Source organism: Streptococcus oralis ATCC 49296 (assembly GCF_000185265.1).
Taxonomy (GTDB): Bacteria; Bacillota; Bacilli; order Lactobacillales; family Streptococcaceae; genus Streptococcus; species Streptococcus oralis_BC.
The window spans coordinates 690,127-702,999 of sequence record NZ_GL622183.1; the positions used below are offsets into that span (position 1 = coordinate 690,127).

Annotated in this window: 18 protein-coding genes; 17 read left to right on the plus strand and 1 reads right to left on the minus strand. The window is 41.8% G+C overall.

The genetic code is table 11. The features are described from left to right. Nucleotides 1-4 precede the first annotated feature (4 nt). The 17 genes from HMPREF8578_RS05755 (at nt 5) to HMPREF8578_RS05835 (ending at nt 12,453) form a co-directional block, all read left to right on the plus strand. Nucleotides 5-295 (plus strand): hypothetical protein, encoded by a 291-nt coding sequence (locus tag HMPREF8578_RS05755; RefSeq protein ID WP_000120769.1) that lies wholly within the window; start codon nt 5-7, stop codon nt 293-295. Between the two features lie 2 nt (nt 296-297). Next, nucleotides 298-579: a phage head-tail connector protein gene (locus HMPREF8578_RS05760; RefSeq protein WP_000371962.1), complete on the plus strand. Its 282-nt coding sequence runs from the start codon at nt 298-300 to the stop codon at nt 577-579. Next, nucleotides 566-865, plus strand: coding sequence for a phage head closure protein (locus HMPREF8578_RS05765; protein ID WP_000267057.1), 300 nt, complete (start codon nt 566-568; stop codon nt 863-865). Before HMPREF8578_RS05760 ends, HMPREF8578_RS05765 begins: the two co-directional genes overlap by 14 nt. Next, nucleotides 862-1,209, plus strand: coding sequence for an HK97 gp10 family phage protein (locus HMPREF8578_RS05770; RefSeq protein ID WP_000063884.1), 348 nt, complete (start codon nt 862-864; stop codon nt 1,207-1,209). Before HMPREF8578_RS05765 ends, HMPREF8578_RS05770 begins: the two co-directional genes overlap by 4 nt. Further along, complete coding sequence (locus tag HMPREF8578_RS05775; RefSeq protein WP_000777008.1) at nt 1,206-1,529, plus strand: hypothetical protein; 324 nt, start codon at nt 1,206-1,208, stop codon at nt 1,527-1,529. The genes HMPREF8578_RS05770 and HMPREF8578_RS05775 overlap by 4 nt, the downstream gene beginning before the upstream one ends. A gap of 11 nt (nt 1,530-1,540) precedes the next feature. Beyond that, nucleotides 1,541-2,119, plus strand: a complete 579-nt coding sequence (locus HMPREF8578_RS05780) for a major tail protein (RefSeq protein WP_000191280.1) — start codon at nt 1,541-1,543, stop codon at nt 2,117-2,119. Nucleotides 2,120-2,130: 11 nt separating this feature from the next. Continuing rightward, complete coding sequence (locus HMPREF8578_RS05785; protein WP_001227147.1) at nt 2,131-2,550, plus strand: hypothetical protein; 420 nt, start codon at nt 2,131-2,133, stop codon at nt 2,548-2,550. 278 nt (nt 2,551-2,828) lie between these two features. Then, nucleotides 2,829-5,582, plus strand: a complete 2,754-nt coding sequence (locus HMPREF8578_RS05790; protein ID WP_000918320.1) for a hypothetical protein — start codon at nt 2,829-2,831, stop codon at nt 5,580-5,582. After that, nucleotides 5,576-6,298, plus strand: coding sequence for a hypothetical protein (locus HMPREF8578_RS05795; protein WP_000238545.1), 723 nt, complete (start codon nt 5,576-5,578; stop codon nt 6,296-6,298). The genes HMPREF8578_RS05790 and HMPREF8578_RS05795 overlap by 7 nt, the downstream gene beginning before the upstream one ends. Then, nucleotides 6,299-9,409, plus strand: a complete 3,111-nt coding sequence (locus HMPREF8578_RS05800; protein WP_002892928.1) for a phage tail spike protein — start codon at nt 6,299-6,301, stop codon at nt 9,407-9,409. Continuing rightward, entirely contained in the window at nt 9,406-9,606 is a 201-nt protein-coding gene (locus HMPREF8578_RS05805; protein WP_001005283.1) for a hypothetical protein, read from the plus strand. The genes HMPREF8578_RS05800 and HMPREF8578_RS05805 overlap by 4 nt, the downstream gene beginning before the upstream one ends. Beyond that, nucleotides 9,596-10,204, plus strand: a complete 609-nt coding sequence (locus HMPREF8578_RS05810; protein ID WP_000996832.1) for a hypothetical protein — start codon at nt 9,596-9,598, stop codon at nt 10,202-10,204. The genes HMPREF8578_RS05805 and HMPREF8578_RS05810 overlap by 11 nt, the downstream gene beginning before the upstream one ends. A gap of 11 nt (nt 10,205-10,215) precedes the next feature. After that, a complete protein-coding gene (locus HMPREF8578_RS05815; protein WP_002892931.1) occupies nt 10,216-10,515 on the plus strand; it encodes a hypothetical protein in 300 nt (99 codons plus the stop codon). Between the two features lie 3 nt (nt 10,516-10,518). Further along, nucleotides 10,519-10,851 carry a phage holin gene (locus HMPREF8578_RS05820; RefSeq protein WP_001186247.1) on the plus strand — a complete coding sequence of 111 codons (333 nt, stop codon included), beginning with the start codon at nt 10,519-10,521 and terminating at the stop codon, nt 10,849-10,851. A gap of 2 nt (nt 10,852-10,853) precedes the next feature. Further along, on the plus strand, nt 10,854-11,810 hold the full coding sequence (locus HMPREF8578_RS05825) for an N-acetylmuramoyl-L-alanine amidase family protein (RefSeq protein WP_000350522.1): 957 nt from the start codon (nt 10,854-10,856) through the stop codon (nt 11,808-11,810). A 204-nt stretch (nt 11,811-12,014) separates the two neighbouring features. Further along, on the plus strand, nt 12,015-12,239 hold the full coding sequence (locus tag HMPREF8578_RS05830) for a hypothetical protein (RefSeq protein ID WP_000057238.1): 225 nt from the start codon (nt 12,015-12,017) through the stop codon (nt 12,237-12,239). A 19-nt stretch (nt 12,240-12,258) separates the two neighbouring features. Then, entirely contained in the window at nt 12,259-12,453 is a 195-nt protein-coding gene (locus HMPREF8578_RS05835; RefSeq protein ID WP_000687293.1) for a hypothetical protein, read from the plus strand. Between the two features lie 70 nt (nt 12,454-12,523). On the opposite strand, the gene HMPREF8578_RS05840 is transcribed toward HMPREF8578_RS05835, so the two are convergent. Continuing rightward, nucleotides 12,524-12,715, minus strand: coding sequence for a hypothetical protein (locus HMPREF8578_RS05840; protein WP_000109864.1), 192 nt, complete (start codon nt 12,713-12,715; stop codon nt 12,524-12,526). Nucleotides 12,716-12,873 lie beyond the last annotated feature (158 nt).

Consider the following 12,873-nt stretch of genomic DNA (forward strand, 5'->3'; position numbering starts at 1 on the left):
GCGTATGAGCTATAAAGTAATTCGTCCTTTCAAGGACTTGTCTGATCCTGAAAAACATGACTATGCTGTTGGCGATATCTTTCCTCGCGAAGGATATGAGCCCACAGATAGCTTTACCAATGGCCTTTTGACTGGTGCTAACACTGCTGGCTCTATCTTCCTTGAGGTTTTGGGAGATGATGAACCTAAAAAGCCAGCTCCTGAAACCAAAGAAGTGAAAGAAGAGCCCGCAGTTGAACAGGAAGAAACAGTTGAGGAAACTGCTGAAGAGCCTGCTAAGGAAGTTGAGGAGTAAACATGGACCAAGGTCAGCTTTTAGAATTGCTGAAGCTTAAGTTGGGGATTTCAACCGACTTGAGAGACAAGCCGTTAAAAAAAATCATTTCAAGTGTCATCACTGAATTGACCGATAACCTCGGTATCGAGCTTGTTGGTGAGCGTGCTGACCATGAAATGTTTATCGTTGACTATGCTGCTTATCGCTATGAGGGTGGGGTGGATATGCCACGTCACCTTCAATGGCGACTGCATAATTTACAGATAGCATCAAAGAAAGAGGTCAAGAATGTGGAATCATGAAATCAAACTGATCTCTAAAAAAGTAACAGGTAAGGACAAGTTACTACAACCAATCTCTAAAGATGTTGAAGTTACTCTGTTGTGTCGTAAAAAGAAGGTTACTCGCTCTGAATTTTATCAAGCAAATCAGGCAGGTCTAAAACCGAGCTTGGTCGTTGAGATTCGAAATTTTGAGTATGAGAATCAGGAGTTTGCGAAGTTTGAAGGCAAGCAATATCGCATCTTAAAAACCTATCCTATCGATTCTGAAATTTTAGAGTTGACTTTATCAGAGGTATTGAAATGAGCAATGACCTTGCTGATTTGATAGCGAAAGAGCTTGCAGCTTACTCTGACGAGGTTACTGAAGAAGTGGATAAGATTGCAGAGCAGGTGGCTGATGAGACTGTGGATGAGTTGAAAGAGACAAGTCCTAAACGGTACGGAAAGTATCGTAGAAGTTGGAAAAAGAAGAAGTTGGCCAATGGCTCTTTTGTTGTCTTCAACGCAGTTGCAAGTCTTACTCACATACTTGAGAACGGACACCTTTCAAGAAATGGTGGTCGTGTCGCTGGTATCGTCCACATCAAGCCAGCTGAAGAAAAAGCAATTCAGAACTTTGAGAAGCGTATCAAGGAGATTGGGAAATGAAGCTATCAGACTTTGCTGTTATTTTGGAACAGGCAAACTTGCCTGTCACTTATCGAGCGTTTAAAATTGGGAATGCTCCTGACCTACCTTACCTGGTCTATTATGAATCTAGTCCAGCCATCAATGCAGCTGACAACACGGTTAATCATCAAATTAAGAGCGTTACAGTAGAGCTAGCTTTTGAGCAGAAGGATGAAGATTTGGAAGAACGTCTGGAAGAGCTGTGGACAACCCACGAGCTCTTTTTCGATGTTCAAGAAGAAACATTTATCGAGGCTGAAAGACTCTATGTCAAGTCTTATACGGTCTATCTATACTAAGGAGGAATGAAATGACTCAAGAAAATAAAGTAACCTTTGGCCTAGAAAACGTACATATCGCACCTGTCAAAACACTTGCAGAAGATGGAGTTATCACTTACGGCGATGTTTTTCGTTTTCCCGGAGCGATGGAGCTGACACTTGATACCAAAGGGGAAACAACCCCTATCAAAGCAGACAACAAGGATTACCATTTCATGAATTCAAATGAAGGCTATGAAGGTAAACTTAAAATTCCACATATCATCGATGAATTTGCAACAAAAATTCTTGGTGAAATCAAGGATCCTCAAACTGGCGTTATGACTGAAAAAGCAGATGCGAGCTTGACAGAGTTCGCAATGATGTTCCAGTTTGAAGGTGACAAAAACAAGACTCGCTATGTGATGTACTACTGTTTTGCCAGTCGCCCATCTCTTGGCTCAAAAACTAAGAACGGGACATCAACCAACGAACGTGAACTTAGTTTCAAAGCTAGCCCGCGTCCATTGGATACAGTTGTCAAGCGTTCTATCACATCAGCTGATGACAAGGATGCGTATGACAACTGGTTCAAGAAAGTGTATGAACCTACTGCGGTGACAGGTTAAGGAGAAGACATATGCGTAAAATCGTTTTGGTCGGTGATCAGGAGTATGAGTTGGGGACCAACGGCTATACTCCTATCGCCTACAAACAACAATTTGGAAAAGATTATTTTCAAGATTTGTTCTCGATGTTGAAAAATCAATCATTCATGAATGAATTGAACAAGCTGGAAACCGACAAGGAATTGACAGCGACTAATATTGATATTTCGATGTTGTCAGATTTTGATATGACCTTTTTCAACCGTCTTTTTTGGACCTTTGCTAAATCTGCAAATCCTCAAATCAAGCCTTATGAACAATTCTTCATGGAAATGGAAATCTTCCCGATTCAGGAAGTTGGACCTGTGCTGATGGAAATGCTAAATGCGAGCATGACGACAAAAAAGCACCAGATGAGTCAGAATCAGCTAGCGAAGAAATCTTCACAGTAGAATCCTATCTATCTTGCTGTAAAGAAACTGGTCTGTCTATCGATGATCTAAAGCACATCTCAATCGGAATGGCTCTGGATTATCAGACGGATTATGTGAATTTACGGAGTGAGGATAAGGGTGGCGAACGGAAAGCCACGCAAGCTGATTTTGACAGTTTTTAAAGAAAAAATGAGTGCTGAGAGAGTGATTCTGAGGTCAAGTTCCTTGCCCTGACTGCATTATCAGTCGTAGAAGTTCTCTCAGCGCTTTTCTATTTTTTTGAGAAAGGAGGAAATATGGCAGGAAATATCAAAGGTATCAAAATTGAAATCGATGGCGACACGCAACCCTTGCAGAAGGCGCTGAAAAATGTCAATAAGGCCGCTACTGATGCAAGTCAGGAGTTGAGACAGATTGACAAGGCCTTGAAATTTGATACAGGGAACGTAACGCTCCTGACTCAGAAACAAGAGGTCTTACAAAAGCAAGTTTCGACGACCAAGGAGAAACTGGAAACCTTGAGACAAGCTCAGTCTCAGGTGGAACAGCAGTTCAAAAATGGTGATATCGGTGCTGATCAGTACCGTGCCTTTCAACGCGAAGTCGAAGTTACTCAAAACGTCCTAAAAGGATATGAGGGTAAGCTTGCAAATGTGAACCAGGCGCTTGCTGAGAATGGGAATGCAACTAAAAGCAACCAAACGCAACTGAAAGAATTGCAGAATGAACAGAGTCAACTTGCTTCAGAGATGACTAAGGTGACAAGCTCATTCAAACTGCAAGAAAGTGCTTTAGGTTCAAATGCTAGCGAAGCTGAGAGAAATGCTCTTGCTCAGAAAAAGATTGGTGCCCAGTCTGAGATTGTAAGTAAACAGATTTCAAATCTAGAACAGCAATTGGAAATCACTAAAAAAGAATTTGGTGAGAACTCCACACAAGCTAACAAGATGGAAGCTGAGCTAAATCAGGCTAAGACTGCTTTTAATCATCTCAATGATGAGATGAAGGGAACAAAGTCTGCTGCTGATAGCACTCAAGAAAGTTTAAGTGAAATCTCAAGAAATTTAAGAGCAGAACTACTTCAACAGTTTAGTGAGAAGTTGAGTGCTATTTCAGAAAAACTTGTGGAAGTAGGAAAAGAAGCGTTAGAAGCAGCTGCTCAAATGCAAGCTAGTAATGCTCAATTTACTACCGTTTTCGGAGATATGGAAACCCAAGCAAGAGAAGCGTTGAATGCTATTGGTCAGGAAATGGATATTGTCCCAGAGCGATTGCAAGGATCATTCACTCAGATGGCTTCATTTGCCAAAACTTCAGGATTGGATACAGCAGAAGCTTTGGATCTTACTTCTCGTGCAACTAGGGCAGCAGCAGACGGTGCAGCCTTCTATGACAAATCTATTGAGAGCGTGACAGAGAGCTTACAATCTTTTTTGAAGGGAAACTTTGCTAACGATGCCGCTCTTGGAATCTCTGCGACAGAGACAACTAGGAATGCAGCTGCAAATAAATTGTACGGAAAGTCATTCAAGGACTTGAGCGAAGCGCAGAAGCAATTGACATTGCTTCAGATGGTCGAAGACGGAAATAAACTCTCAGGAGCTCTTGGACAGGCTGCAAGAGAATCAGACGGCCTAGAAAACGTGATGGGGAATCTGAAACAAGCTGGGACCAATGCATTATCTGCTATTGGTCAACCTCTTCTGGAAATGATGATCCCTGTTTTCCAAACCTTGGCAACGATTGTGAAAGGTGTAGCTGAGCTGTTTAATTCCTTACCTGATCCAGTAAAAGATTTCATTGTCATCTTAGGTGTGGTTTTGACAATTGTAGGAGCCTTAGCCCCCATATTCTTAACCCTGCAAGCTGTGTTTATGTCCTCATTTGGCGCAATGATTGCAGCAGCATTACCAATCATTGGAATTATTTCAGGAGTTGTAGTGGCCATAGCAGCGATTGTTGCAATTGTGAAATACCTTTGGGAAACTAACGAAGGCTTCAGAGAAGCGGTCACGACTATCTGGAATGCTATACTAGCCGTTATCAATACAGTTGTTTCAGAAATCTCTGATTTCATCATGAGTATATTCGGGACGGTTGTGGCTTGGTGGACGGAGAACCAGGAACTTATCAGGACAAGTGCTGAGACCGTCTGGAATGCCATTTATACGGTCATCAGTACAATACTGGATATACTTGGCCCCTTGCTCCAAGCTGGCTGGGACAACATTCAACTGATCGTTACAACAGCTTGGGAAATCATCAAGACCGTTGTTGAGACTGCAATCAATGTTGTTCTTGGTGTTATCCAAGCAGTTATGCAGATCATCACTGGTGATTGGTCAGGTGCTTGGGAAACCATCAAGGGAGTATTTTCAACTGTATGGCAAGCTATTCAAAGCATTGTTCAGACCATTTTCTCAGCTATCCAGAGCTACATTTCAAATATCCTCAACGGCATTTCAGGAACTGTCTCAAATGTCTGGAACGGCATCAAGGATACTGTATCAAATGTGTTAAATGCTATATCTGGCACAGTATCAAGTGTTTGGGAAGGTATCAAGAGTACCATTTCAGGCGCTATCAATGGGGCAAAAGACGCTGTATCTTCAGCTATTGAAGCCATCAAAGGATTGTTTAACTTCAACATCAGCTGGCCACACATTCCACTACCTCACTTTTATGTGAGTGGTTCGGCCAATCCATTAGATTGGTTGAGTCAAGGTGTTCCAAGTATTGGAATCGAATGGTATGCCAAAGGCGGTATCATGACGAAACCAACTATCTTTGGAATGAACGGCAATAACATTATGGTTGGTGGTGAAGCTGGAAATGAGGCAGTATTACCACTTAACGACAAAACGCTTGGAGCCATCGGTCGGGGCATCGCTCAGACTATGGGTGGAACTTCACCGACCATCAACATTACTATTACTGGTAACACTGTCAGAGAAGAAGCTGACATCAGTCGGATTGCTGATGAGGTGGCTCAGCGCATTGCTGACGAATTGCAACGTAGGACACAATTGAGAGGAGGGGTTGCATGGTAAAACATAATGAGCTTGTGATTGACGGTGTGAGAACATCGTCTTTTCCTTTTAAGGTCATTATTCATGACCCTCCTTCAATCGCTCTAGGAGAGAGCAAGACAGCTCTCTTGGAGCATGGTGGTATCAGTGGGGCAATTGTTCAGACGAACAAGCACAGGGAACTGATCAAGAAATCTTATACGATTTACTTAGTCAAACCGACCGAAGAGCAGATGAACCAATTTATGAGTCTGTTTATCCGCGAGAAGTTCTGGTTAGAGAGCGAGCGAGTCAAAACAACTCGTCTCTGGTGCTATAAGGTCAATGTGAGCGACCTTGAAGAAGTACAACCTGGTCTTTATATGACCAAAGCAACCTTTACTTGTCACCCTACCAAATACTTCAAAGCCACTGATACACAGAGATTGACAAGAAGTGGAACTTTAACCGTGCAAGGTTCTGCTCTTGCTTTTCCTAAAATCACAATCAGTGGCCAGAGTGCTGCTGAGACTTCGTTTACAATCGCTGGTCAGGTCATCCGTCTTGAACGACTCACTGAGTCGCTTGTGATGGTCAATAATCCTGACAATCCTAGTTTTAAAACGACAACAGGGAAGCCAGTGAAATGGTCAGGAGATTTTATAACAGTTGATCCAGCGAAAGTGAAGAATGTTGGGGTTGTTTTGGGACAAGGTATTCAATCACTTGAAATCGAAACGGTTTGGGGGTGGGCATAATTGCTTTATCTACTTAATAAAGATGTGAGAACCGTTCGTTGGAACGGAGAGCCACTTCATGAAGCGACTTCAGCGATTGTGAAAGAGACCATGAATGGCGATTTCACCCTAACTATGAAATATCCTATTTCTGACTCTGGTATTTATCAGCTCATCCAAGAAGATATGTTGATAAAAGCGCCGACTCCTGTTCTTGGTGCGCAGCTATTTCGCATCAAGAAACCTGTTGAACACAATGATCATCTGGAAATCACAGCCTATCACATTTCAGACGATGTGATGCAACGTTCTATCACACCAGTAAGTGTGACTAGTCAGAGCTGTGGCATGGCTCTTTCTCGCATGGTTCAAAACACCAAAACCGCTTTGGGAGATTTTTCTTTCAATAGCGATATCCAGGACCGTAGGACCTTCAATACGACTGAAACAGAAACTCTGTACTCTGTATTGCTGGACGGTAAGCACAGCATTGTTGGTACATGGGAAGGCGAGCTGGTTCGTGACAATTTCGCTCTGACTGTCAAGAAGAGTCGTGGCGAGAATCGTGGTGTTGTTATTACAACGCACAAAAATCTGAAGGACTACCAACGCACAAAAAACAGTCAGAATGTTGTCACAAGAATCCATGCTAAATCGACGTTTAAGCCTGAAGGCGCTGAAAAGGAAACGACTATCAGAGTGACTGTTGATAGTCCTCTTATCAACTCATACCCTTATGTCAATGAAAAAGAGTATGAGAACAACAACGCAAAGAGCGTTGAAGAGTTGCAGAAGTGGGCACAGGCTAAATTTACAAATCAAGGCATTGACAAGGTCTCTGATGCTATCAAGATTGAAGCCTATGAACTTGATGGGCAAGTTGTTCACATGGGGGATACGGTCAATCTCAAGAGCTGGAAGCACAATGTCGATGCATTCAAGAAAGCTATTGCTTATGAGTTCGACGCTTTGAAGGAAGAATATATCTCTCTTACTTTTGATGATAAGGCAGGAACTGGTGGTTCTAGAACATCTGGTGGCTTATCTAGCGCAGCGGATGCCATCCTTGGAGTAACAGAATCTGCACAAGAAATCGCCCTTGAAAAGGCTCTTCAAAATGCTGACTTAGACTTTGAACATAAAGCTGGATTACTTAGACAGGAAATTTCTGACGGTATTGAACTGGCCAAAGCAAAAGCCGAAGAGGTCAAGAAAAGTCTGACAGAGACAATCGACCAGCGCTTCAGCAACTTTGACAATGGCCCATTACAAGAAGTCAAGCGTAGAGCTGATGAAGCTTTGAAAAACGCTGGCGCAAGTACCCAACTTGCACAGGAAGCGAAGCAAATAAGTGAGCAAGTGAGACGACAACTTGATAATAAGGCTGACCTCGTCGAATTTCAACGAGTGAGAGAAACCAATCAGCTCTATGAACGCATTATCGGCAGTAGCGAGTCTGACATCGCTGAAAAAGTTTCACGCATGGCCATGACTAGCCAACTGTTCCAGGTTGAGGTGGCTAAAAATGTCGGAGATGGACGAAATTATGTGAGGAATGCTGATTTCAGAGATAAGTCGAAAAATTGGAGAGAAACGAACGTTTCAGGCTTGAATTTCAATTATGAACATTCATCACAAAATCGAAATAAATCAGGCGTGCACATTTATGGTACAACTATCAATGCTCGTTATTTTGGATTGCAACAGACATTCAAAATTGATCTAAAAAAATCCGACAAAATCACTCTTTCTTTTTTGGTTTCAAAAGATGGATACAATACTTTTTCCGGCCTAAATGTTGGTTTACATTATAGGAAAGACGGTGCAATAAAATCACAGGAATGGAAGGAGATCCCAAATGGCGACATAACTTCATCCATTTATAAAAAACTTAATTTTAATTATGAGTTACCAGTTGATGTTGACGAAATTAATTTGATGTTGTACGGACAACAAGGCAAGTCAATCAACCTTTACATTTCAGAGGTAAAACTTGAAACTGGAAACAATGCGACACCATTCACGCTAGCGCTCGAAGATACAGACGAAGCTGTTCGTACAGTTCAAAATCAACTTGCTGGCTCATGGGCAATTCAAAACCTGACCAGCGCAGGTTCAATTGTTTCGCAAATCAATGCAACTAACAATCAAATCCTGATTGAAGCCGAGAAAATTAGGCTCAAGGGTAAGACTTTGCTTGACGAATTAACGGCTATTGATGGTTACTTCAAGCGTTTATTCGTTGGTGAGGGTAATTTCGCTAAACTGAATGCTGAGATTATTGGTTCAAAGACCATCACAGCCGATAAGCTGATTATGGACCAAGCGATGGCTCGGATGTTCGTTTCAAGCGATATCTTCACGGATACGCTTGCGGCTAAAGAAGCCTTCATCAACAAATTGAGGTCAGTCGTAGTATCTGCGACTTTATTTGAAGGTTTCAAAGGTAAGATTGGTGGATTCCAAATCGGTACACATGATAAGGATCCGTCAACTTACTGGCTAACAGGACAGAATAATTTTGATGTTGGTCTTTCTTCTGGAAAAGGAAGATACAATCAAACCTCTCTTTGGGTTAATTGGGGAGACAATTGGAATAAGCCAGGAAATAAAGCATGGTTCGTAAAAAACACTGGTGAAATGCACTGCTATAATACAGCTCATTTTTGGAATGAACCGATTGTGCATGGAGATCTTCAGGTTAGCGGTAACATAAAATTTATCAATAATGGTTCGTTGGGGCACTGGATATATTCTTACAACTACAAAAAAATTGCATCAAACAACGGATATTTATATTTATACGATAACTACGAAAGATACGACTGGATACCGATGAATAAGGAAATCTCAGACCGTCGATATAAGCACAATATCGAAGCTAGTACAGTTTCTGGGCTAGCTGTTATCAATAACTTGAAAACGTATAGTTATCGTAAAGAATACGATGGCAAAATAGAAGACATCGCCTGCGGTATCATGGCGCAGGATGTCCAGAAGTACGTCCCAGAAGCTTTCTACGAGAATCCAGATGGTGCATACTCATATAGAACATTTGAATTGGTGCCTTATTTAATTAAGGCAATTCAAGAACTCAATCAAAAAGTAGAAAGGTTGAAAAAAATAACATGAATGAACAAATTCCTAAACTAACGATCAACTCGCTAGCCGATAAAATCTCAAAAGAAGCTATTCAGGCAGCAACCTACGAGTCTCTTTATACGACCGCTACAATCGAACTTGAGCAGATGAAGAAAATCATCGAGTCTGACGAAGAACTCAAAGCAAAATTTGAAGAAGTGAAAGGACAAATGACAAATGGCAATTAACAATTATGAATTGGCAGGAAAGCCTTACACTCGTGGCCTTGGGGATAACCTCAAGACCGTGGTTGAAATCCGTCTGTCAGATGGGACTCGTTACAGTACGAACCTGCGTGAGCTTGCAGGAGACCGCACGACTGAGCAAGAGGACGTCTTGATTCAAGCGGTGCTGGATATCATCAAGGCTGAACTAGATCCAGGCTCTGCAATCGTGAAGGCACAAGCAGAGATTGAACAAGCCGTTCAATCTTTGGCAAAAGCTAAAACGGACCTTTCTGTAAATAAAGAGAACATCGATAGCGTCTCAGCTATTACTGAAGTTCTCATTGCGCTTGCGATTGGCCAGAATGGTGGTATGCCAACGAACACATATAGTAAGGTTGCGCAGTTCATCAAGCCCCTTGTTAAAGACCGTCGTTATGTGAATGGTGATATCGTATCGATGCCTTATCCGTATGATACGAATCCAAAATGGCCGAAGGAAACACAAACAATCCTGAAATTCCAAATGCAACCATCTGAAGGGTACACTTGGAAAGAACAACCTCTTGCTGAAATGTTGCAGAAGGGCATTTTGACGGTTGTCATGCCACGTATTGATTAGAAGGAGGTTGTATGCCGATTGAAGAAGCTGAAAAAATCGCTCAAAGCCAGGTTGCTTGGGCGATTTTGTTTATCCTACTCTTCTTTATCATCATTCGATATCTTATCAAGACTTCGGATAAGCGAGAGAAGAAGATTATGGATCTGCATGAGCAATCAAAAGCCGACTCTAACAAACGAGAAGAGCGTTTGATGACTCATCTTGAAAAAACCACTACAGAATTGACCACAATCACTCATACGGTCGGAGACATTCAAAAAGAAATGGTCCGCATGAACGACCGCATGGAAGAAATCGAAAAAGGAGAATAACACATGCAACAAATTACTGAAATTATCGTAGCATCAGCTACTGGAGTCTTGACTATCCTCGCAGGCATCGCAGTAAAAGCGATTAAAGATTTTCTCATCAAAAAAGGCGGAGAAAAGACCATCAAAATTGTAGAAATCTTGGCCAAAAATGCGGTCAATGCCGTTGAACAGGTCGCTTCTGAAACTGGATACAAAGGCGAAGAAAAGCTGGAACAAGCACGCACTAAAATCCGTGCTGAACTTACAAAATACAATATCAGCATGACTGATAAAGACTTAGACACATTTGTCGAATCAGCGGTCAAGCAAATGAACGAAGCCTGGAAAGGGGAATAAGTATGGATATCGATACAAGTAGACTGAGAACTGACCTTCCACAAGTTGGGGAACAACCATACAGACAAATTCATGCGCACTCAACAGGGAACCCGAACTCGACGGCACAAAATGAAGCAGACTACCACATGCGCCGTCCTGTTGATTCAGGATTTTTCTCACACGTTGTAGGTAACAGCCGTGTGATGCAGACCTGGTATACAGACATGGGGGCTTACGACGTAGGAGGTGGCTGGAACGTTGAAGGATACGGCCAAGTTGAGCTTATTGAAAGTCATGAAACAAAGGAAGAATTCATGCGCGATTACAAGCTCTACGTTGAGCTTTTGCGGAACCTTGCTGATGAAGCAGGTATTCCTAAAACGCTGGACTCTGACAGTCTAGCAGGTATCAAGACACATCAATACTGTACATATAATCAACCTCGAAACTACTCTGACCACGTTGACCCTTATCCTTATTTGGCCAAATGGGGCATCAGTCGTGAGCAATTCAAGAAAGACATCGAAGGCGGTCTATCTGAAGCTAGTTGGAAACAAAATGGCACCGGCTGGTGGTGGGAGGAGTCAGATGGCTCTTATCCTACAAACCGCTGGAAACAAATCAACAACGAATGGTTCCGATTTGACGAACGTGGCTACTGCTTAATCAATCGATGGTTCAATGATGGAAAAGACTGGTTCTACCTCGACAAGCGTGGCGCAATGGTCACAGGGTGGATGTTCCTTAATAACCGCTGGTATTACTTCAAGTCAGACGGGCGCATGGCCACTGGTTGGGTGAAATACCGTGAAACCTGGTATTTCATGGAAGAAAAAGATGGCTATATGCTATCTAAGCAATTTATCAAGTCTGGCGATGGCTGGTACTATCTAAAAGCAAATGGTGAACTTCACACAGATCCAGCATTCAAAACTGAACCAGATGGTCTTGTGACCGTCGTTGACAAACCAAAATAAGAAAAATAAAACAGAAAGGCTTTCAAATAGATTACACTAAAACCGCAGGCTCAGGCTTGCGGTTTTTTGTTTGCTCTGAAAGTACTTTCTAAAATAAAAAATCTTTAAATTTCTTTGTGTTTCTTGTTGACATAAGTCAACACTCATGCTATAATATAATCAAGATAAAGAAAGGGAGAGCAAAAGCCCTCAAGGTAAAATAAAATGGCACAAATTAAAGATGGATGGCACAAGGTTCATGAGGAAGATGTTTACGTAGAAAATGGTAAAGTTATCCGCGGAGTAACCAAAGACTCGAATAATTCAGAAGTAACTTGCTATCCTTATGAGTACAGCGAAGACCACGGATGCTGGATTAATATTTCTGGGGAAGTAACTCTACCATCTTATAGAGCAGGTTACAAAAAAGGAACTATGTGCATGAAGTAAGCTATTAAGAGGTAGCTAGATGAAAATTGACACGAAGAAGGTAGAGATGGCCTTGATGGACGAGACCATCCCTGCCAATCTCTTTGAAAAAGAGTTAGGCATTTCGCGCTCAGCAGTTACTCGATTGCGAAAAGGAGAGCGTGAGTTTAAAAATTTCACAATCGATACTGCTGAAAAAATTCAACGGTGGATAGATGAGAATGGATCAAATTAGATTACACCAACCGCAAGCTATCGCCTGCGGCTTTTTGTTTGCTCAAAATAGAAAAAAACAGTGATGGTACTCACTGTTTTTCTTGTAGTGTATGGGCGTAAGAAGTCATGCTGATAGCGTGTTTTAAACGCATGTTCATAATATCTGATACACCGTTTTTATACTTATCTACTGCCTGAATAGATACGCCACAGTTTTTGCTGATAGCATAGGCTGTGGCGTTGTCTAAAAGCCAGCGGATAGCTTTAATATCTACTGACATATATTACCTCATAAAATACCAAACTGCAAATAGGAGTAGAAAAAGTCCAATAATAAATTCAAGTTTTTCACGCTTGGTGGTTTTTCTAATTTTTAGATTTACTTTCATTGTTTTTCCTGTTATAATTTAAGTACACCCCCGAAGGGGTGGATAGTGAT